Source organism: Methylocella tundrae (assembly GCF_038024855.1).
Taxonomy (GTDB): Bacteria; Pseudomonadota; Alphaproteobacteria; order Rhizobiales; family Beijerinckiaceae; genus Methylocapsa; species Methylocapsa tundrae.
This window is the reverse complement of sequence record NZ_CP139089.1, coordinates 3,371,823-3,391,341: the sequence shown is the minus strand read 5'-3', so window position 1 is coordinate 3,391,341 and position 19,519 is coordinate 3,371,823. Positions and strand designations below refer to the sequence as shown.

The window sequence follows — 19,519 nt, the reverse complement described above, 5'->3', positions numbered from 1 at the left end:
GCGCTCGCGCGTCACAGCGTCCAGGTGTCGAGGATGAAAGCGTTGTCGCGACGGTGCAGAAGCACGAGGTCCAGCACGTCAAGCGGATTGATCGGCCTGATGCCGGGGATAAGAGAGGGCTCGCCATGGCCGTAGAGGGCCTGCAGGGCGAAGCGGCAGGCGTAGACCTTGCCGCCCTCGGCGATGAATTTCGTGATCTGATTGTTGAAGTTCTGATGGCCGGGAAAAGCTTCGTCGCCGATTTTGGGGAAGCCCCGCTGCACGCCGAGCGTCACTCCCGGACCATAAAGGAGGATCGAGGTGTCAAAGCCCTTGCGCTTGAGGCGCGTCGCTTGCAGCAGATTGACGAAGCCGATCGATCCTTCGAATGCGACGGTATGAAAAGTGACGAGAGCTTTTTCGCCGGGCTGCGCCTGAACGTCTTCAAAAACCTTCTCTTCATAGTCGACAAAGACATCGCCTTTTTGATGGGCGGGCAGGGTGACTGCTGGCATTGCGAACTCCTACGGGGTATATTGACTGGATTGGTAGCGCCACATCCGGGCTGCTTACGAGAATATGATAGCAACTGATGTGCCAATTGAATGGCTTGCTCAAAAGTGCATAAAAATAGTCATTTTACAGTCAATTATGCCGTCAATTATCATTTTTTGCATTTACAGCTGGCGATGGGAATTGAGCACAATGCCTCTGTTTTAGGAGATGGCGCCTAAATATTTCCCGCGAGGCAGGTGGCTGAAATGAATGGATAGACCGGAAGCACACAAAAATCTGATGCGTGAGGATCCTTAGCGATATACAGTCAATCTTTCGGATTGAATCAATTCTTGGCCCAAGAGCAAGAAAGATGTGGCAGCATGCCTGACTGGACGCCTGATCTGAGCGGCAGCGATAAACCGCTTTACCTCGCGATCGCGGACGTCATCGCGAACGATCTCAAAACCGGTCGGCTCGCCGTCGGCGACCGGCTGCCGCCTCAACGTAAGCTGGCGAGCCGCCTCGCCGTCGATTTCACCACCGTGGCCCGCGGCTATGTCGAAGCGCAAAAGCGCGGGTTGATCGAGTCGCGGGTCGGCCAAGGCACCTTCGTCAGCGCCAGGGCGAAGCCGCAACGATCCGCCGGGCTGGCGCGGCAGGACCTCGTCGATCTCTCCATGAATCTGCCTCCCGAACCCGACGACCCCGATCTCATCCAGCGCATGCGCGCAGGCGTCGAGGCCGTCTCGCAGGATCTTGTCCCGCTGCTGCGCTATCAGGGCTTTGGCGGTTCGCCCGCCGATAAGGACGCAGCCTCGAACTGGCTCGGGCGGCGCGCTCTGGTGCCGTCACATGAGCGCCTTTTCGTGACGCCCGGCGCCCATCCCGCCCTGCTCGCAATCTTTGGCATCCTCGCCAAGCCCGGCGAAACAATCCTCTCGGAGGCGATCACCTATCCGGGCGCGCGTTCGATCGCCGCGCAACTGGGCGTCAATCTGCACGGCCTCGCGATGGATGAGGACGGCGTCGATCCGGACGCCTTCGCGCAGGCCTGCGCGCGGCTGAAGCCAAAGGCGCTCTACCTCAATCCGACGCTGCAAAACCCGACGACGCTGACGATTCCGGAAGCGCGCCGCACCGCCATCGCCGCCGTCGCCCGGCGGTTCGGCGTGCCGATCGTCGAGGACGACGCCTACGGCTTCATTCCGTTGCGCGGCCCTGCCCCCTTCGCGGCGATCGCGCCGGACCTCACCTGGCACGTCGCCGGCCTGTCGAAGTGCATTGGCGCCGGTCTTCGCGCGGCCTATGTCCTGACCCCAGACGCGCGCTCTGGATGGCCCTTTGCCGCGTCGGTGCGCGCCTCCTGCGTTATGGCCTCGCCTCTCACAGTCGCGCTGGTCACGCGCTGGATCGAAGACGGCGCGGCCGACGCGATCTTGCGCTTCATCCGCACGGAGACAGCGGCGCGCCAGGCCCTTGCGACCGAGCTGCTGCCAAAAGGCGCGTTTCGCGCCGACCCGATGAGTTTCAATCTGTGGCTGACACTGCCGAAGCCATGGACGAGATCGGCCTTCGCCGAGCATATGCGGTCAACGCGCATCGGCATTGTCGCGAGCGACGCCTTTACGGTCGATGGGGCGCCGCCGGAAGCTGTGCGGGTCTGCCTCGGCGGCCCGACCCGGCGCACCGACATCCGCAACGCGCTCGAATTCATGGCGCATGCGCTGCAAGAATCCCCTGCGCTCGCCTCGACATTTCTTTAGGAGCGCACACGTCGTCAGAGGTTGCGCCACCTTGTGGTAATCGCATCGACGTCTGGGCGTTTGCGATCCGCCGGTTTTTCTTTCGCCGTTCCTATGAAAATGACGCCTGCGATTTTTTCGTCTTCCGCGGCGCCGAGGACCTTGCGGGCGCGAGGACTCGAGGCCGCAAAGCCTGTCACCCAATTGGCCGCGAACCCCATCGCATGCGCTGCGGTGAGAAGATTCATGCAAACCGCTCCGGCGGACAATTCCTGCTCGAAGACGGGAATTTTCGCGGTCCCGTCGGTCCGGCTCACGACGATCACTACGACCGGCGACGATGTGAAGACGCGCGCCATGATGGCGGCGAATTTCTGCAGTTTGCCAGGCTCCATCGCCGCATTCTCGGCCAGGTAGCATTCAGCCAGCTTTTCGCTCGCTTGCGCCCGGGCGTCGCCCTCAATGACGATGAAGCGCCAGGGCTCGAGCACGCCATGATCCGGCGCGCGGGCGGCGATCGTCAGCAGGCGGCGAAGCTGGCCCTCATTTGGCCCCGGCTCCCCGATCAGGCCGCCACCCGCCGAGCGGCGGCTTTCGAGCAGGGCGAGCAGGCCTTCCTCCGCACGAGCTTCGATCGTCATGACGCGCTTTCCCCAACCTTCCTCTATGATCGCAACTTGTTGTTTTTGAATTGGATCCAGACCAAGCCAAGTTGCATTGTCTGATATCGCATTATTTTATCCGAAGACCAGCATCCGGTTTTAGGAAATGATGGTTGGGTGAAGAGAGCCTCGCTCGCCCGCAACTGCGCCCCGGAGACCATTCTATGCCCAATCCTTATTACGAAGGTCCGGCTTCAGATCATTTCGACGGCGAACGCTTCTTCAATCCGGGCCGGCGCCGCGAGACGCCGCCTCTGCGCGCGCTGCTGCGGTGGCGGCTGAACGGCCAGAAAGCGAAATGGCCGCAAGGCGTGCCGAGTCCTTACAAGGATCGCCCGCCGGAGCGGGTCGAAACATTGCGCATCGCCTTGGTCGGCCACGCGTCTTTTCTGATCCAGGCCGCCGGCTGCAATATCCTCGTCGATCCGCATTGGTCGGAGCGCGCGAGCCCCTTCTCCTTCGCTGGGCCGAGGCGCTTTAACGCTCCAGGCATCGCCTTCGACGATCTGCCGCCGATCGATGTCGTGCTGGTGACGCACAATCACTATGACCATCTGGATGTCGCGACCCTGATCCGGCTTTGGCGCGCGCATCGCCCGCTCATCGTGGCGCCGCTCGGCAACGACCGTGTGATCCAGATCGCGGATCCAAATATCGCGGTCTCGACCGGCGACTGGGGCGAACGCTTCGTTCTGTCGCCTCATGTTGTGGCGACGATCACGCCCGCCGACCACTGGTCCGCCCGCGGCCTGCGCGATCGCCGCATGGCGCTCTGGGGCGGCTTCGCGCTCGAGGCGCCGGCCGGCCTTGTCTATATCGCGGGCGACACGGGCTATGGCGATGGCTCCATCTTTCGTGGCGTGCGCAAGAGATTCGGCTCGCCCGCGGTAGCGCTCATCCCCATCGGGGCCTATGAGCCGCGCTGGTTGATGGCGCCGCAGCACGTCGATCCGGCGGAGGCCGTGAAGATCATGCGCGACTGCGGCGCGCGTCAGGCGCTCGGCGTGCATTGGGGAACCTTCCATCTTAGCGACGAAAACCATGACGCCCCAGAAAAAGCGCTGACCGAGGCCCTTGAGGCCTATGCCATCGCGCCGCGGCGCTTCATCGCCCTGCGTCCGGGGCAGGTGTGGGAAAACACGGCCGGCTGACTTGCCGCCGACATGTGGGATCGCCCACATGCGGGGCCGCGAATTTGCGCTTCTATCCTTTCAGATCCGCCGCGAGCGGCGAGATGTTCCGTGAAAGGAGACAGCGTCATGAACCCAGTTGAATATAAAGACGTTCCATCCCTCAACCTTTGGATGCGTGATTCCAACGTGACTTTCGCGGTAAGGAAGCAGGACATCATCCTTATGCGGATCGATCAGCTGGTCGAAGACTACCACACGGCCGGATTGGATCTCCCCCGCCAAAGCCTCATCCTTTGCGACCTTTTTCTCACCATCGACTTTTGGGTAAAGAGCCTCCACTCCGGCAACAAGAAATGCGAGAAGGGGCGATATCCCGCGATGATGAATCTGTTCGCGGCGATCGTGAAGCTGCTCAAGCTGGCCTTCGTCGTTCAGACCGACGTCGAGCTTTCCAATGCGCTGAAGGAGTTCGTTGGCCTTGGCATGAGCGCAGGCGGCCATGCCACCGATCAGAGCGCGCCGATGAAGCCTTTCAGCGATGATGAGCGCGCAAGATACCGCGTCTGGTTCAAGGACACGCTCGCCTACCAGGTTCCGTGGTGGGAAAACTCCAGGAGCCTCAAGAGGGAGCTCGCCTGGTCCTATCGCGGCTATGTCGAGATGAAGAGAGGAATGGAGATGGGAGGCCAAACCCCGAGCTACTCCGGCTTCATCATGACGCTCGACCGCGAACTCTATATGACGAAACAGGACAAGGCCGAGTTCAGATTTCATTCATCATATACCTCCGGCGCGCGGGTTATGATGGCCGGCACGATCCTCATCAGAAGCGGCCGCATCCTCGGAATTCGGACCGACAGCGGGCACTACAAGCCGGGGCAACACAACATGACTGCATTTTTGTGGGCCCTTTTGATGTTCGGCGTTCCGTTGAGCCCCATAGCGATCCTCAACCACGAAGAAAAGTTCATAACGACCGCCGACAAATTTCTTAGCGACCATAATAAATGGAGCAAGTTTCTCGAGGGACGCGAGCAGGAAATCGAGAAACTGCGCGACGCGAAGGGCGCGAGCGGATTCCAGAACCGCGACATGTTCCGCAAGGGCGATGATCTTCAGGGCACGCCGATGAAGCCCATGATCGACAACCCCTACGACGAGGCGGCGGCCGCGTCATGAGCGGCGCCGCCCTGCGGGTCAGCACTCGGTGAAATTGACGGCAAGGCCCCCTTGCGAGGTTTCCTTGTACTTCGTCTGCATGTCGGCGCCGGTCTGATACATGGTTGCGATGACCTGATCGAGCGACACCCGATGGACGCCATCGCCATTCAGCGCCAGCGAGGCCGCGTTGACCGCCTTCACCGCGCCGAAGGCGTTGCGCTCGATGCACGGAATCTGGACGAGGCCGCCGATCGGATCGCAGGTCATGCCCAAATGATGCTCCATGCCGATCTCGGCGGCGTTCTCGATCTTTTCATTGCTGCCGCCAAGCGCCGCGGCAAGACCCGCCGCCGCCATCGAGCAGGCGACGCCAACCTCACCCTGGCAACCGACTTCGGCGCCGGAAATCGAGGCGTTCATCTTGAAGAGCGCGCCGACCGCCGCGGCCGTCAGCAGGAAGGCGCGCATCCCCGCCTCCGAGGCGCCGGGGCAATAGTCGCGATAGTAGCGCAGCACGGCTGGGACGACGCCCGCCGCGCCATTCGTCGGCGCCGTGACGACGCGTCCGCCCGCGGCGTTTTCTTCATTGACGGCGATCGCAAATAGGCTGATCCGATCCATGATTTCATGGGGCGGGCGCTGATTGTTGAGGCGGTCCGCCTCAAAGCGGGCAAGCAGCATCTTGGCGCGACGGCGCACGCGAAGACCGCCCGGCAATTCGCCATCGAATCTGAGGCCGCGATCGATGCAATTCATCATGGCCTCGATGATCCCGGCAAGATTCCGTTCGACCTCTTGCCGCGGCCGCAAGGCGCATTCATTGGCCTCGACGATCTCTGCGATGGCAAGGCCGGTCGCAGCGCCGATATCAAGAAGCTCCGCCGCGTTGGCGAAGGGATAGGGGACCTTGACCGTCTGGACCGGCGGCGTCTCCATGTCCTCTTCGCGAACGACGAAACCGCCGCCGATCGAACACCATCGCTCATCCGCCAGCGGCTTGTCTTCCGCGTCGAAAGCCCTGAAGCGTAGCGTATTGGGATGATGCGGCGTTTCGCTCATCCGGTCGAAAACAATGTCGCGCGTCGCGTCGAAGGCGACCGCCCTTACGCCGCCAAGCGGCAGGCTGTGCGTTTTGGCGGCTGCGGCGACAAGCGCGTCGCCGCGATCGGGATCGATGGTTTCGGGCCTCTCCCCGGCAAGGCCGAGAATGACGGCCTTGTCCGTCGCATGTCCCCTGCCGGTCCAGGCGAGCGATCCATAAAGATCAACCCGCACGCGAGCGGCGGCGTTGAGATCGCCGGCTTCGGCGAGAGACTGGACAAAGGCGCCCGCCGCCTTCATCGGCCCCATGGTATGCGAAGACGAAGGCCCGATGCCTATCTTGAACAATTCGAAAATGCTGATCATGCCGCCAATCCATCAGCGCCGCCGCTGAGCCGGACGCCGCGGTCTTGGGATATAGATAATGGAAGCCAGGGAAATCGCCATGTTTTGAGGCAGGCGCCGTTGAAAGCGGGCGCCCTCAAAGCGGGGCGGAGATCGCGCGGGGACGCCCGATTTCCCCGGGCCCGCATTCAAGCGAAGCGCGATCCCATGCCGCGCCAACGGCGGCCGCATCATAAGTGCTCTGTAGAAATTGCAGCAAAGCCTCGTCCGGTGCAGGCGCCGTTCGCACGCAGTCGTAAGGCAGGATGAACTCCTGCAAGTCTGTGCTGAAAAACGCCCGTTGCGGACGCAGGACAGCCGAGGAAAAGCCGGGCGGCGCCGGATAGGCATAGGAATAGAACGCTGGATAATCGATTCCGCCGCCGCCCGGCCAGAAGCCAGCGCTGCTCACCTCATGCGAATAGGCCTCGCGCACGACGCTGTCGGGAAGATAGGGAACGCCGCCCGGATGCAGCGGCGCGCGCCGCCCGGAGAAGCGCGTCACGGCGAGATCGAAACTGCCCCAGAAGAAATGCACAGGGCTGCATTTGCCGAGAAAACCGGTGCGAAACAGCTTAAAGACACGATCAATGCGCAGCAACGCTTCCCAGAAGCGATGCGCCTGATCTGGATCATAATGGCCGTGCAGCCGGTCTTCATTGAAGCGGATCGGGTCCGGGAGTTCGTTCGGCGTTTCATTGATCGCCAATCGGACGCCCAAGCCGGCGAGCCCCGCCATGAGCGTCGCATAAAGATCGGCGATGGTCGAAGACCGGAGCGGCATATGCCACCTTTGGCCATCGCTCGTCTCGACGATCAGCCGGTGCGCGATAAAGTCGAAGCAGATCTCGAACGCGCCTTCGCCGTAGGGGATTGGCGAAGTCGTCAACCCTCGCGCGCAGGCATAAAGCGTCACATGCCAGGAGTGATTGAGCCAGGGCGTTCGCGACAGCCGGATCTTGCCGACGATCTGCGTCAACAGATGCAGCGTCTCATAGGTCTCCCGGCCGGCCGCGTAGTCAAGCTCGGGCCATGCGTTCGAAGCGTCCAAAACGTCTCCAGGCTGCGCCATAAAACCTCAATCGACGACCGCTGCGCGACCGTCCGTTCAAAAGCTGCAGATGACGAGGGCCGCCATTCCCGCAAGGGCCCGATCGCTTAACCCTAGAGCGCTTTCCGATCGAATGGAGTCATTTGATCGATCAGAAATCGCTCCAGATTCAAAAACTTGAGCATATCCTTGTCGATCAGATCGAACCGATCTGATCGGAATATGCTCTAAGCGAGAGTGATGACGTCGCCAAGAGTGATATCGGCGCCCTCTTTCATTTCGACATAGATGCCCATGTCCGGATGATTGAAGGCGCGAACGAGGGCCGCGGGCAGATTGCGGTCACGCTCCGCCGTCGCTGGATTGACGTTGGTCGCGCCGCAGCGCTTCGTGCGCAAAACGCCGACGGCCCCGGCGGGACCGATGCGAACCTCCTTGCCGATCCAGTCGAATTCCTCCCAGGGGTTGTCGCCTTCGAAGTAAATATTGGCGCGAAAGCGCAACGGATCGACCGGCGCGCCGACAGCCTCTTCAAGAACGCGCACAGACTTCAGATTGATCAGCGAGACCGCCCGCATCATGGCTTCGCTCGTCACCGCCACATCAGTGAACTGGCGCCCTTCGATACGCAGCAGTTTCGGCTGTCCCGACACCTTGCCGTTCATGAAAGCCGCGATGAATTGCTCAAGACGCTCAACATCCTCGGCCTGGGTCAGCGAACCGCTGAACAACGGCTTGCCGCCCATTGAGAGCAACAGGCGATCATCACCGCCATCATCGAATTTTGCATCAAGCTTCGCCAATTGTTCATGCAACAGCAGCATCAGAAAATCGGTTTTCGGACGGGGCGCGGCCTCATAATCGCTCGGCTGAAGCGTGCCCTTGCTGAAGGCGTAAAACCGGTCCTTTGGAAATCCGGCCGCCGGCATGACGGCCACTTCCGTCAGCGGCTGCGCCGTAAAGCCCTTGACAGGATATCGATAAAGACCCGAAACCTTCCCCATTCCCATGCGCTCCATACCCCTCGGCGGCGCGACGCCAAACGTCGAGCCTCAATCAGCCGGCCGCTCAGTTACTTGCATGAGCGGCGCCACCAAATGGGGGGCCTCGCTTGACGCCAGCTCGCATTATGAGAAATTCTAAATTTTCTCTGGAATATAAATCAATTCTTACAGAGAGAGTAGCCGGCTCATATCTTGCTTCGGGCTGATGAGCGGCCGCGCAGCAAGGCTCGCGGCCTATAACGACGAACGGAGGGAGGGCGACCATTTTATTCAAAAAATCACTGGCGCGCGCGGCTTTCAACCTCGAGCAGAGCGGATCCGCGACCTTCAAACAAGACTCTAGAGTCTGCGAACAAGACTTCAGAATCTTAAGCTGCTTCTGAGGATTTATGATGCGTATTTTGGTGTTTCAACATCTCTCTGTCGAGCATCCCGGTATCTTCCGCGCGTTGTGGACTGAAGCCGGACACGACTGGGAAACGGTCGAACTCGACGCCGGAGAGACGATCCCGGCTCTCGACGGCTTCGACCTTCTCGCCGTCATGGGCGGACCGATGGACGTGTGGCAGGAGAGAACCCATCCGTGGCTCGTCCGCGAAAAGGCTGCGATCCGTCATTGGGTGCGGGTTTTGGGGCGTCCCTATCTCGGCATCTGTCTCGGCCACCAGCTTCTTGCCGCCGCGCTTGGCGGGAAGGTCAGCCTCATGGCGCGGCCCGAAGTCGGCCTCGCGCAGATAGACCTGACGCCAAACGGCCAGGACGATCCGCTGTTTCAAGGGTTCGCCCCGGGCTTTGAGACCTTTCAGTGGCATGGCGCGGAGGTATCCCGCCTTCCCGAAGGAGCGACGATCCTCGCCGGAAATTCGGCCTGCCCGGCGCAGGCCATCCGCTGGGGGCGGCACGCCTATGGCCTGCAGTTTCACACTGAGGTGGAGGCAAGCGCCGTCGGCGAATGGGAACAGATTCCGGAGTATAAAGAGAGCCTTGAGAAGGCGATCGGCGCGCGGAACGCCGCCGCCCTTGGGGAAACGATAGCGCCTAAATTGGCGGCGTTCAGCGCATCCGCGCGTCTCATCAGCGAGAATCTGGGCAATATCGTCGCCGGGGCGCCGCAGCGGCAGCGCGTCTGACTTTCCAGGGCCGATGCGTGTGACGTGACGGCTTTCCCCGCAAGCTGCGCATCGCCGCTTGTGCGTCGGACGATCCGCGGCGGCGGCGCTGGACTGGATCATGCATGAGGTTGACCGCCAAAACGGCATGATCGCCTCCGGGTGCGTCCCTATGGATAATTTCTCTCCTTCGACCGAAGCGATTGACGCGGCCGACGACGCGCGGCTGACGATCTCGCTGATCCTTTGGGATAGCGCCGGAAATGCGCAGCCGATCGAGGGATTTGCGGGCGAACGCCTGCTCGACGCCCTGATGCGGGCGCGGGCAGACGTCATGCCCGTTTGCAATGGACGGGCTTGTTGCGGCGGATGCAGAGTGAGAATCGACAAAGGCTGGCGCGCTCGCGTCACGCCATCAGGCCGGGGCGAACGAAGCGTGCTGCGCTATATCGACAACCCGCACGAAGACGATCGGCTATCGTGCCAGATCGCCTTGACGGCCGCGATCGGCGGTCTCGAAATCCGCACGCTCGAAAGGCCGCAACGGCCCAAATCGGAACCGGACTAGGCTCAGGACTCATTGATTGATCCAGAAGATGACGGTTGCGGCGATGCAGATTGCGGAGAAAAAGGTGTGTGCGCATCGATCGTAGCGGGTGTGGATGCGGCGCCAGTCTTTCAGCTTGCCGAACATGTTCTCGATCCTGTGGCGCTGACAGTAAAGCGTGCGGTCGTGGTTGATCGGTATTTTGCGGTTCGCCTTCGACGGGATGCAGGGGACGATACCGCGTTCGGCCAGGGCGTTGCGGAACCAGCCGGCGTCGTAGCCTCTGTCGCCGAGCATGGCCTTGGCTTTCGGCAAGGCGCCAAGCATCAGGGCCGCGCCCTTGTAATCGCTCATCTGGCCTTCGCTCAGCAGCATCACCAGTGGGCGGCCCTGGCCATCGCAGACCGCGTGAAGCTTGGAGTTCAGGCCGCCCTTGGTGCGCCCGATACGTCTGGGAACAGCCCCTTTTTGAGCAGGCTTGCCGCCGTGCGATGGGCTTTGAGATGCGTGGCGTCGATCATAAGCCGGTCGGGCTTGCCGCCCTTGGCCGCCAGCTCGGCGAAGATCCGGTTGAACACGCCAAGCCGGCTCCAGCGGATAAAGCGGTTGTAGATCGTCTTATGCGGGCCGTAGTCCTTCGGGGCGTCGCGCCAGCGCAGTCCGTTGCGGATCACGAAGATAATCCCCGAGATCACACGCCGATCATCGACCCGCGCAACCCCATGCGACAGCGGAAAGTAAGGTTCAATACGGCGCATCTGCGCCGGCGACAGCCAAAACAGATCACTCATCAAAGCACCTCCCGGCGCCTCCAATGAATCAATCGTTCGCCATCTCCGCAAGCAAATTAATAGGTCCTGAGCCTAGAGCATATCCCGATCAGATCGGTCGATCTGATCGGAAGGAATATGCTCAAGCTTTTGAATCTGGAGCGATTTCTGATCGATCGAATGATCCATTCTATCGGAAAGCGCTCTAGCGGCGGAAGGTCACGACGAGCACATCCCGATAAGCCGGACGCGAAGGATCGAGAGGCTCGACCGGCGTGACGCCGTGATAGACCCTCGAATCATCGACGAAGGCGGCGTCCATCGGCTGCGTCAGAGTGAAATTGCCGATGTTTTGTTTCAGAAGATCGTGGATCGAGGTCATGCCGCTGGCGACGTTTTCGCGCGCAACCAGCAAAACGAGCACCCAGTCGACGCCATCCCGGTGCAATCCCTCGGGCGTTGGCAGTCCGTGCTCGCCGGCGCGCGCTTCGATTCGGAATTGATGGATTTCGACGTGCCATGCCGCAGGCTTGGCGTCGGCTGGCGTCAAACCGTCGAAGAGATCGAAACAGGCGCGCAGGATCGCCCGCATGGCCGGATGGGCGCCGATTGCGCTCGTCACCGGCGCAAACCAGCGCTCAAGCCCTCCATTCAAGGGATTATAATCCCGGCTCTGATAATGGGGCTGGTGCGGCTTGCGCGTAATTTCGCTCTGCGCGGCGGCGAAAGCGGCGTAGCGGCGGCGGCGATAGCGCCCTCCATCGGCCATGTAACCATCGATGCCGAGATCGTTCCAGCTTTGCGCAAAGCTGTCCCAATCGGTGAGGCCAGCCTCGCGCAGCGCAGCCTCCATCTGTTTGGCTTGCGCGAATGCGAAGCCGTCGAGCTTGAGAGATTCGGCGATGAGTTGAAGATTTGCGTTCATCAGGCAGGTTTTTCTTTAAATGGGAGCAAGAAAGCGCTTCGCTCATTCAATCAGCCGTTGCAATCAGCTATTTAACGGTCGAAGCCCCTCTGACCAAGTTATGCTTTGGCGGAATTGCGAAATTCGGCGACAGCGGCGATTGTTTCAGCAAAGCTGAACTGAATGATACGAAAGCTCCTTTCCTGATTCGAGCAAGCCATGCAGACCCTCGCGCGCCTACCATTTTTCAAGGATGTCGCCGATCTCGACTTCGAGCGTTTTGATCGGCTCTGTCTGTGGCGCCGGTTCGACGATGGCGAACTCGTCGTCGATTACGAAGACGAATCATCCGATGTTTATTTCATCGTCGCCGGTGAAGTGCGGGTCCTGATCCGCACCGTCGCCGGCAAGGAGATTATCCTCGGAGAAAGCCGCGCCGGCCAGTTCTTCGGCGAAATGACGGCGATCGACGGCGCTAAACGCTCGGCCAATGTGACCGCCTTGACGAAGTCGGAACTCTGCATCATGCCGGCCCATGTGTTCCGCGAGGTCATTTTCGCCTCGCAGACGGCTTGCGACCGCATCTTGCGGCTGCTGACCGGCCGCATTCGCGAGCTGAACGCAAGGCTCGCCGAACATTCGATCTTCGATCTGAAGCACCGCCTCTATTCTGAACTGTTGCGCATGGCGCATCCGCGCCCCGGCAGGCCGACGGAACGAGCAGTGACGCCGCCGCCTTTCCATCACGTTCTGGCGGCGCGCATCGGTTGCCGGCGCGAGCAGGTCACGCGCGAACTCTCGGCTCTGGCTCAGGAGGGCCTCATAGAGAAAACCCGCGGCGCCCTCGTTCTCGTCCGGCCTGGCGTCCTGGAAGCGCGTCTAGCCGAAGCGATGCGCGAAGGCGGCTGACCCGCGCAGCCTTGGGTCAATGCGCCTCAACTGAGGATGTCGGTTTGACGCCGTCGGGAGCGCTGGAAAACAGGGGCGCCGCCGCGCCAGACTGCCGGATCAAGCTTCGCGCGTCCGGAATGAGAGCGAGATCGTCAAACGAGCCCGCGAGGTCGAAGGAAAATTTCGGTCGTTCGGCGCCAGGCTTAACCTCGCCGCCGGCGGTCGTCGCGGTCGCATGGACATTGAGCGCGCGCTCGCCAATGTCGATGGAGCCGCCGAAGCCGAGGGCAAGGTTCCGGCCGCGCATCCGCCCATCCTCGATTTCAGCGACGCCCTTGGCGATGCGAAGGCTGAAACCGAGTTCATCGAAGCCAGTGCCGCCATAGCGTATATCATCGGCAAGCCCCAGCGGCCTCGTGTCGATCCAGCGCAAAGCCTGATCGAGATTGATCCCCCCAATTTGGCCGCGCTCCAGCGCGATCTGTGCATGGCCGTTGAGATTGCGCATCAATTCGCTCATATTGGCGCCCGTGCTCTCGACATTGCCCGCGGCGGTCAGCGCGCCCTCGACTTTCCACGATTCGATGGAGTTCGGCCACACCCCGGCGGCGTCGACGCCGGAGAAAACCGCGCTGCCGTGCATGGCGAGCCCGGCGCCGGTCTTGGCGAAAGATGCGCGTCCCTTGACGCTCCCCTGATAGGCCCTGGCCTCGATCAAGGCGATGTCGAGACGCTGCTTCTGGTTCATCAGGGAAAATGCGGCGTCCTCCAGTTCGATCCCTGGCAGCGCGAGGCGGGCCGCGGAGACCCGCAGGTCCACGTCGGCGAAATTCTCTTCGTCGAGATCAAAAGCGTCATGGCTCCATTGCCCGTCGCGCCCGAGCGCCGGAGACAGATTGGCCAGGAAGGGCCGCAAGGACAAATCGCTCGTCGCCAGCGTGCCGGAAAGAATCGGCTTGGCCTGCCCCATCATGACCGCGAGAGCGCCCTCATAGGCATTGCCGTCGAGCTGAAGGCGCAGATTTGAAAAACTGGCGCCTGACGCGCCGATGCTGGCGTCCGAGGTCAGGGCGAAATCCTGGAAAGGAGCCGGCAGCTCGACAAAATATCCCCCCGTTTCGACCAGTTTGCGCAGCGACGGAGCGGAGGCGAAAATGCGCCCGGTGAATTGCGCCTTCGGCGCGCTTGCAAGATTGCCTTCGGCTGAGAGCGACAATGCCGGCCCGTTGACCTTGAGGCTCAGCGCGGACTGTTCGCCGCGCATCAAATCCGTCGGATGATCGACGATGGCGGCGATATCGGCGCTCTGTCCCCGAAAACGCGCTGTCCCGGTGAGATTCGCGGCGGCGCCCAATTTGCGCCAGTCGAGGGTCACATTGATCGCGTCGATCCAAAGATCCCCATCGCCAAGGCTCGACGTCAGCCGGGCGCTGCCATCAACCAATGACACCACTCCAAGCCGCGCCTCATCGGCGGATGTCGCCTGCGGGCTTGATGATTTTGCATTCGCGGCGCGCCCGATCGCGCTGTCGGAAGGCATCGGATGACCGTCGAGATTGATCACCATCTCAGGTTCGCCAAGGGTCGCCGACGCGATCTCGAGCCGCCCCTGCAGAAGCGCCGCGACGCGCAGATAGCCCTTGAGATAAGCAGCGTCGATGCGCAGTGCGCCGGACGGGTCGGCGAAACGGATATTGTCGATGCTGATGTGGGGCTGCGGCAAAACAACGAAAACGGCGTGGCCTTGTGATATCGCAATGAGCCCGGTCATGCGCCGGATTTGCGCGATGATCTCATTGCGCAGCACATTCGTCGAAAACAGCCATGGAACGGCGGCGACCGTCATGCCGAGGAAAATGGCGAGAAAGCCGAAGGCCGCGATCCATCTCGTGACCTGCCTGCGCGGCGGTTGCGGGGAAAGGGAAGCAGTCGTCGCCACTTCAGCCATGGCTTTCAGGCGCCCTCAAGCTCTCGTCCGGCCGGCCGCTTCGCCCGCACACCCCGCGAAAACAAGCTTGTGGCCTTCGACTATGTCACGAAGAAGGCAAAAAATACGCCCTCCTGGGCCTATTTTCGGCTCTCAGCAACCCGTTTTCGATCAAAGGGCCTGCTCGAAACTCGAATAATGGCGCGCGGGTTCCGAAAGCGCCCGAGAAGGTCTAGTGGCCAACGGCGCCAAACACTTTGTCCAGCATCGAGACAAGATCCGCGGTGCCAAAGGGCTTCTGCAAAATCGCTCTGTCCGCATAGGCGGCCGGGATGTCGGACAGTCCGAAGCCGGTGGTGAAAATGAACGGACACGACCGCTGCGCCAGCAAATCGGCCACAGGGTCGATCCGCTCCGAACCGAGATTGATGTCGAGAAGCGCTCCGTCAATGTGTTCCCGGCCAATGAAGTCCATCGCGGCGCTGACGTCGCCGAAACAGCCCGCGACGTCAAAACCCAGCTCAGACAAAGCGTCGACAAGCGAGAGCGCGACGAAAGGCTCGTCCTCGACGATCAAAATCCTCTTGGATGGCGGATCGCCAGCGCACGCAAGCGTCATCTTGAGACCTAGTTTCTGGGAGGCTGACTTTGCCTTGAGCGATCCCTAATGTCCAGAGAATCACAAATGGTCACGATTTGTTCATTTCTTGAGGGTTATTCAGGCAGGTTTTGACGCGAGAGCCGCCAGCGCGGCGACGGCGGACGATAGCCAGCCGAGGATCAAGGCCGAGCCGCCGATTGGCGCCGCCATGGGGAAAAGTCTGACGCCCAAAAGCGCGCGAAAGGCGAGATCACCGCAAAAGAGCATGCTGCCGAAAAGAAACAGCGCCGCCCCGCAAAGGAACCAGCCGCCGCGACGGGGCGCGGCTAAGGCGAGGGCTGCGAGCGCCAGCGTGGCGACGGCATGGATCAGCAGGAAGCTGGCGGCGGTCGTCAGCAGCGTGCCTGCCGACAGGTGCGCGGAGACCGCCGACAGGATCACGCCGGCGGCGCCGGCCACGCCTGCGAAAGCGGCGGCGATCAAGGCGAGTTGTTGGATTTTCGGAGCCGTCACGGTGGGCCTTGGTTTGCCAATCGACGAGCCCCTGCTTACGGAGACGGCGCGCCAAAATCAAATGCGCCGTTTCCGCTTTCCGGCGTCTGCGACCGCCAAATATTGGCTTGCCTCGGGCGCTGGCCTCCCTATAACTCCGATCCTCACATTGAGGCTGACCATGCGAAAGACCCTGATACTGGCGATAAGCGCGTTGCTTGGCTCCTGCGCCGCCGCAATCGCGGAAACGCGCGCAACAACGGCGCCTCCCGCCCCAGCGGCGCCTCCGGCCCCCACGGCGACGACATTCGGCCAATGGACTTTGCGATGCGGCGTCGACCCCGGCAGCGGCGAGCGCGCCTGCGAGGTCGATTCCGCGATCGTCCTGCCGGGACAGACCGGGCCGATCGCGCAGGTTGCGTTCGGACGCCTCGTGAAACAGGCTGAGAAACAAGCCAAGAACCAGCAAGCGCCCGACAAGACCGCGGACAAGGACAAGCCGGCGGACAAAGCGACGCCGGACAAGGACGCCAAGAGCGAAGAGAAAACAACGCGGCTCATCATTCTCGTGCCGGTCAATGTGACCATCGCGCCCGGCGTCGAGGTCGTCGCCGACGCCGCCAAGCCTCATCTCAATATTCCGTTCAAGACCTGCATCCAGGCCGCTTGTTTCGCCCAACTGGAGCTGACCGCCGAGCAGATGCAGGCGTTCCGCGGACAGACCAAGCCCGGCCAGATCACTTTCACCGATCCAAGCGGCAAGCCTGTGCCCGTCGAGCTATCGTTCAAAGGGCTGGACCAGGCCCTCGATGCGTTGGCCAAACGTTAGCACCAGGGAACACGCGTGATCGCTTCAATTTGAAGCGATCACGCGCTTGGCGTTCCGCTTGTCCTCAAAAAAACCTTCGTGCCCCGATTTCAATATAAAATCGCGCGTCGATTCGGCCGACCCCGGACGGACCTTGTTGAAAGCGCCGGTTTATCGGGGAGCTTCAATGCGATCGCCTCTGCTTTTACTGGCCGCCCTTTGCGCGATTTGGCCGATGCGGGCGGCTCTGGCGCAGGACAGAGGTTCGCTCGAACCCGTCGCTCTTCCTCCCCTCGCCCATCCGAACGATCCGGCAACTCCAGCCAAGGAATTATTCGGACGCGAGACCACACCGGCGCCCCTCGCAGCGCGCACCATCGGTTTTTATTCGCGCGGCTGCCTCGCCGGAGGCCAGCCCCTGCCCGTCAATGGACCCGCCTGGCAGGTGATGCGGCTCTCGCGCAACCGCAACTGGGGCCATCCGGCCCTGCTCGCCTTTCTGGAACGATTTGCCCGCAAGGTGCCGACCGTCAGCCATTGGCCTGGAATTCTCGTCGGCGATATGTCGCAGCCGCGCGGCGGCCCTATGCTCACGGGGCATGCCTCGCATCAAGTCGGCCTCGACGCTGACGTCTGGCTCACGCCGATGCCGGCGCGCCAGTTGACGCGTTCTGAGCGGGAGGAGATGACGGCGATCAATGTGGTGCGGCCGGACCGACTCGACGTCGATCCTTCGAAATGGACGCAGGATGATCTTGAGGTCGTCAAGGCGGCCGCGCAAGACCGGCAAGTGCAGCGTATTTTCGTCAACGCGGCGATCAAGAAAGCGATTTGCCGCGAGGCGACCGGCGATCGCTCATGGCTGAATAAAGTACGCCCCTATTACGGACATGACTACCATTTCCACATCCGCCTCGTCTGTCCGTCAGGAGAGCAGGCCTGCCGTGAGCAGGACCCCGTCCCCCCGGGCGACGGCTGCGACGCCTCGCTCGCCTACTGGTTCTCGGACGCCGTATTGCATCCCTTGCCGAGGCCACAACGGCCGAAGCCGCCAATCACATTGGCGCAGCTTCCGACCGAATGCAGAACGGTTCTCAACGCAAAATAGCGCGGTCAGTTATTGTCAGGCGCGATATCGCCTGCAAGCGGCGCCTCGAGAGGCGCCGCCGGCTTGACCATCAGATGGTGCATCTTGGATTTGCGATGCATGGCGGCGCTGCGCCCCGAAACGATCGGGGCCTCATTCGCCGCGCCGTAGACCGCCGTCGTGACCACCCCCGTGCGATCAGCGACATCCGGTTTCGCTGAAATTGGATTGCCCATCGCCGCCCCCGCAACGCCAAGGCTGAAGATCGAGCCAATCGTAAGAACTTTAATAAAACGCATCGAACGCTCCAAAGGTCATACGCGCCGTCCCGCTGTCTAGACCCCAAATATTACGCGAATAGAACAACGCCAAACTTGCGCAACCGTTGCCTCGGCCTTGCATTAATCTCAAAACCCGGCTCCGACGGGGGGGGCGCCACAAACCGATGGCGGCCACTCCGCGATACGCAAAAGCAAACGGCGCGATCAGGCTGCGACGCCGACCCCGATCGGACACGAAACCCCCGTGCCGCCCAAGCCGCAATATCCATTCGGATTTTTGGCGAGGTATTGCTGATGATAGCTCTCGGCATAGTAAAAAACCGGCCGATCGAGGATCTCCGTTGTGATCGGGCCAAAGCCCTTCTCCGCCAACGCCTTGCCATAGGCCGCCCTGCTCGATTCGGCGGCGGCGCGCTGATCGGCGCTGGCGACATAAACACCGGAGCGATATTGTGTTCCGACGTCATTGCCCTGGCGCATTCCCTGCGTCGGATCGTGGCTTTCCCAAAATGTTCTCAGGAGAGATTCGTAGGAGATTTTGGCTGGATCGAAAGCGACCAGCACCACCTCATTGTGGCCGGTAAGGCCTGAGCAAACCTCTTCATATGACGGGTTTGGGGTCAGGCCGCCGGCATAACCCACCGCTGTCGCGTAGATCCCGTCTCCCAACTGCCAGAATTTGCGCTCCGCGCCCCAGAAGCATCCCAGCCCGAATAAGGCCGTCTCGACGCCGGCGGGAAACGGGGGCGCCAAACGACCTCCGGTGAGGAAGTGCGTTTCAGCGGTCTTGATCGGGTCCGGACGACCAGGCAGGGCGTTCGCGGCCGTCGGCAAAGTCAGCGGTTTCCGAAACGCGAACATCTCCGCTCCTTTCCGCGAGAAACAGCCCGCGATAGACTGGACATCGGGGGATTAACCCTCGCCGGGATTCTATGTAGCTCAAATGGGGTCTCAACTGCGCCGAGACAACGGCTCAGACGCCGGCAAAGTTTCCGAGTTTCGTTAATTTTGCGCCAATACGGGGTCCGAATGGCTTACCGGCTGGAGTAGCCGATCTTTGGCTGCGGCTTGCGCGCCAGCCAGAACATGAGCGCCCCGATCAGGCCGAGCCCGAGAAAAGTAGGCAGTTGCGCAACTTTCGTTAGAGACCTTTCGAGGAGCGCCGGCCAGTGCCCGCTGATCGCGACCCTCAACGCCTCCGCCTTGTTCGGCGCTAGCGCGGCGGCCGTGTCGCCCAATTCCGTCAAGATCACGTGTCCGGCCGCAAAGGACCTGGAAGAATCGATGGCCAAAGCCGCGAAGGCGCTGGCCAGAATGAACAAGCCGATAAATTGCAAGGTCAAGCGAATCATGAAAGTCGGGGATCCCTTAACAGGAGCCTCATTGGCCCGGTTTGATCATGATGGTCAGAGCCAAGGGCGATAGTCCAGCCCGGCCGCCGTTTTGG

The 19,519-nt window shown here is 61.5% G+C and carries 21 protein-coding genes and 1 pseudogene; 8 read left to right on the top strand and 14 right to left on the bottom strand.

Translation table 11 applies throughout. The annotated features are described in order from the left end of the window. Positions 1 to 11 precede the first annotated feature (11 nt). Positions 12 to 494, bottom strand: coding sequence for an MSMEG_0572/Sll0783 family nitrogen starvation response protein (locus SIN04_RS17875; RefSeq protein WP_134491397.1), 483 nt, complete (start codon positions 492 to 494; stop codon positions 12 to 14). Positions 495 to 857: 363 nt separating this feature from the next. Here SIN04_RS17875 and SIN04_RS17870 point away from each other — a divergent pair, with 363 nt between their 5' ends. After that, on the top strand, positions 858 to 2,240 hold the full coding sequence (locus SIN04_RS17870; RefSeq protein ID WP_134491395.1) for a PLP-dependent aminotransferase family protein: 1,383 nt from the start codon (positions 858 to 860) through the stop codon (positions 2,238 to 2,240). Positions 2,241 to 2,254: 14 nt separating this feature from the next. On the opposite strand, the gene SIN04_RS17865 is transcribed toward SIN04_RS17870, so the two are convergent. Further along, the gene (locus tag SIN04_RS17865) at positions 2,255 to 2,860 is read right to left on the bottom strand and encodes a nitroreductase family protein (RefSeq protein WP_134491393.1); all 606 of its coding nucleotides are present in this window, start codon (positions 2,858 to 2,860) and stop codon (positions 2,255 to 2,257) included. A 185-nt stretch (positions 2,861 to 3,045) separates the two neighbouring features. On the opposite strand from SIN04_RS17865, the gene SIN04_RS17860 reads away from it, so the two are divergent. Beyond that, the gene (locus SIN04_RS17860) at positions 3,046 to 4,032 is read left to right on the top strand and encodes an MBL fold metallo-hydrolase (protein ID WP_134491391.1); all 987 of its coding nucleotides are present in this window, start codon (positions 3,046 to 3,048) and stop codon (positions 4,030 to 4,032) included. A gap of 108 nt (positions 4,033 to 4,140) precedes the next feature. Continuing rightward, on the top strand, positions 4,141 to 5,193 hold the full coding sequence (locus SIN04_RS17855) for a hypothetical protein (RefSeq protein WP_134491389.1): 1,053 nt from the start codon (positions 4,141 to 4,143) through the stop codon (positions 5,191 to 5,193). 18 nt (positions 5,194 to 5,211) lie between these two features. Here the strand turns inward: SIN04_RS17855 and SIN04_RS17850 are convergent, their stop codons facing one another. From SIN04_RS17850 to SIN04_RS17840, 3 genes are all read right to left on the bottom strand, one after another. Next, on the bottom strand, positions 5,212 to 6,582 hold the full coding sequence (locus SIN04_RS17850) for an L-serine ammonia-lyase (protein WP_341264114.1): 1,371 nt from the start codon (positions 6,580 to 6,582) through the stop codon (positions 5,212 to 5,214). Positions 6,583 to 6,697: 115 nt separating this feature from the next. Continuing rightward, the gene (locus SIN04_RS17845) at positions 6,698 to 7,672 is read right to left on the bottom strand and encodes a DUF5996 family protein (RefSeq protein ID WP_341264113.1); all 975 of its coding nucleotides are present in this window, start codon (positions 7,670 to 7,672) and stop codon (positions 6,698 to 6,700) included. A 206-nt stretch (positions 7,673 to 7,878) separates the two neighbouring features. Next, positions 7,879 to 8,655: an MOSC domain-containing protein gene (locus tag SIN04_RS17840; RefSeq protein ID WP_166795985.1), complete on the bottom strand. Its 777-nt coding sequence runs from the start codon at positions 8,653 to 8,655 to the stop codon at positions 7,879 to 7,881. A 392-nt stretch (positions 8,656 to 9,047) separates the two neighbouring features. On the opposite strand from SIN04_RS17840, the gene SIN04_RS17835 reads away from it, so the two are divergent. Both SIN04_RS17835 and SIN04_RS17830 read left to right on the top strand, forming a co-directional pair. Further along, positions 9,048 to 9,785: a type 1 glutamine amidotransferase gene (locus SIN04_RS17835; protein WP_134491383.1), complete on the top strand. Its 738-nt coding sequence runs from the start codon at positions 9,048 to 9,050 to the stop codon at positions 9,783 to 9,785. 100 nt (positions 9,786 to 9,885) lie between these two features. After that, positions 9,886 to 10,332, top strand: a complete 447-nt coding sequence (locus tag SIN04_RS17830) for a 2Fe-2S iron-sulfur cluster-binding protein (protein ID WP_134491381.1) — start codon at positions 9,886 to 9,888, stop codon at positions 10,330 to 10,332. Positions 10,333 to 10,341: 9 nt separating this feature from the next. Here the strand turns inward: SIN04_RS17830 and SIN04_RS17825 are convergent, their stop codons facing one another. The 3 genes and pseudogenes from SIN04_RS17825 to SIN04_RS17820 all read right to left on the bottom strand — a co-directional run bounded on the left by SIN04_RS17825 (position 10,342) and on the right by SIN04_RS17820 (position 12,006). Continuing rightward, on the bottom strand, positions 10,342 to 10,905 hold the full coding sequence (locus SIN04_RS17825) for an IS5 family transposase (protein WP_423136035.1): 564 nt from the start codon (positions 10,903 to 10,905) through the stop codon (positions 10,342 to 10,344). Positions 10,906 to 10,931: 26 nt separating this feature from the next. After that, positions 10,932 to 11,069 (bottom strand): annotated as a pseudogene (locus SIN04_RS20315) (transposase); the annotation flags it as partial. A gap of 217 nt (positions 11,070 to 11,286) precedes the next feature. Then, on the bottom strand, positions 11,287 to 12,006 hold the full coding sequence (locus SIN04_RS17820; RefSeq protein ID WP_134491379.1) for a 2OG-Fe dioxygenase family protein: 720 nt from the start codon (positions 12,004 to 12,006) through the stop codon (positions 11,287 to 11,289). Between the two features lie 198 nt (positions 12,007 to 12,204). Here SIN04_RS17820 and SIN04_RS17815 point away from each other — a divergent pair, with 198 nt between their 5' ends. Beyond that, positions 12,205 to 12,894 (top strand): Crp/Fnr family transcriptional regulator, encoded by a 690-nt coding sequence (locus SIN04_RS17815; protein ID WP_134491377.1) that lies wholly within the window; start codon positions 12,205 to 12,207, stop codon positions 12,892 to 12,894. Positions 12,895 to 12,910: 16 nt separating this feature from the next. On the opposite strand, the gene SIN04_RS17810 is transcribed toward SIN04_RS17815, so the two are convergent. The 3 genes from SIN04_RS17810 to SIN04_RS17800 form a co-directional block, all read right to left on the bottom strand. Next, on the bottom strand, positions 12,911 to 14,824 hold the full coding sequence (locus SIN04_RS17810; protein WP_341264112.1) for an AsmA family protein: 1,914 nt from the start codon (positions 14,822 to 14,824) through the stop codon (positions 12,911 to 12,913). A gap of 211 nt (positions 14,825 to 15,035) precedes the next feature. After that, the gene (locus tag SIN04_RS17805; RefSeq protein WP_134491373.1) at positions 15,036 to 15,422 is read right to left on the bottom strand and encodes a response regulator; all 387 of its coding nucleotides are present in this window, start codon (positions 15,420 to 15,422) and stop codon (positions 15,036 to 15,038) included. Between the two features lie 99 nt (positions 15,423 to 15,521). Then, the gene (locus tag SIN04_RS17800) at positions 15,522 to 15,917 is read right to left on the bottom strand and encodes a DUF423 domain-containing protein (protein ID WP_244605881.1); all 396 of its coding nucleotides are present in this window, start codon (positions 15,915 to 15,917) and stop codon (positions 15,522 to 15,524) included. Between the two features lie 160 nt (positions 15,918 to 16,077). On the opposite strand from SIN04_RS17800, the gene SIN04_RS17795 reads away from it, so the two are divergent. Next, positions 16,078 to 16,725: an invasion associated locus B family protein gene (locus SIN04_RS17795; RefSeq protein ID WP_341264111.1), complete on the top strand. Its 648-nt coding sequence runs from the start codon at positions 16,078 to 16,080 to the stop codon at positions 16,723 to 16,725. Positions 16,726 to 16,891: 166 nt separating this feature from the next. Then, complete coding sequence (mepA, locus tag SIN04_RS17790) at positions 16,892 to 17,812, top strand: penicillin-insensitive murein endopeptidase (RefSeq protein WP_134491369.1); 921 nt, start codon at positions 16,892 to 16,894, stop codon at positions 17,810 to 17,812. Between the two features lie 5 nt (positions 17,813 to 17,817). Here the strand turns inward: mepA and SIN04_RS17785 are convergent, their stop codons facing one another. The 3 genes from SIN04_RS17785 to SIN04_RS17775 form a co-directional block, all read right to left on the bottom strand. Then, on the bottom strand, positions 17,818 to 18,090 hold the full coding sequence (locus SIN04_RS17785) for a hypothetical protein (RefSeq protein ID WP_134491367.1): 273 nt from the start codon (positions 18,088 to 18,090) through the stop codon (positions 17,818 to 17,820). A gap of 186 nt (positions 18,091 to 18,276) precedes the next feature. After that, positions 18,277 to 18,933: a peptide-methionine (S)-S-oxide reductase MsrA gene (gene msrA, locus SIN04_RS17780; RefSeq protein ID WP_134491364.1), complete on the bottom strand. Its 657-nt coding sequence runs from the start codon at positions 18,931 to 18,933 to the stop codon at positions 18,277 to 18,279. A 173-nt stretch (positions 18,934 to 19,106) separates the two neighbouring features. Further along, positions 19,107 to 19,424, bottom strand: a complete 318-nt coding sequence (locus tag SIN04_RS17775; protein WP_134491362.1) for a hypothetical protein — start codon at positions 19,422 to 19,424, stop codon at positions 19,107 to 19,109. Positions 19,425 to 19,519: the final 95 nt, after the last annotated feature.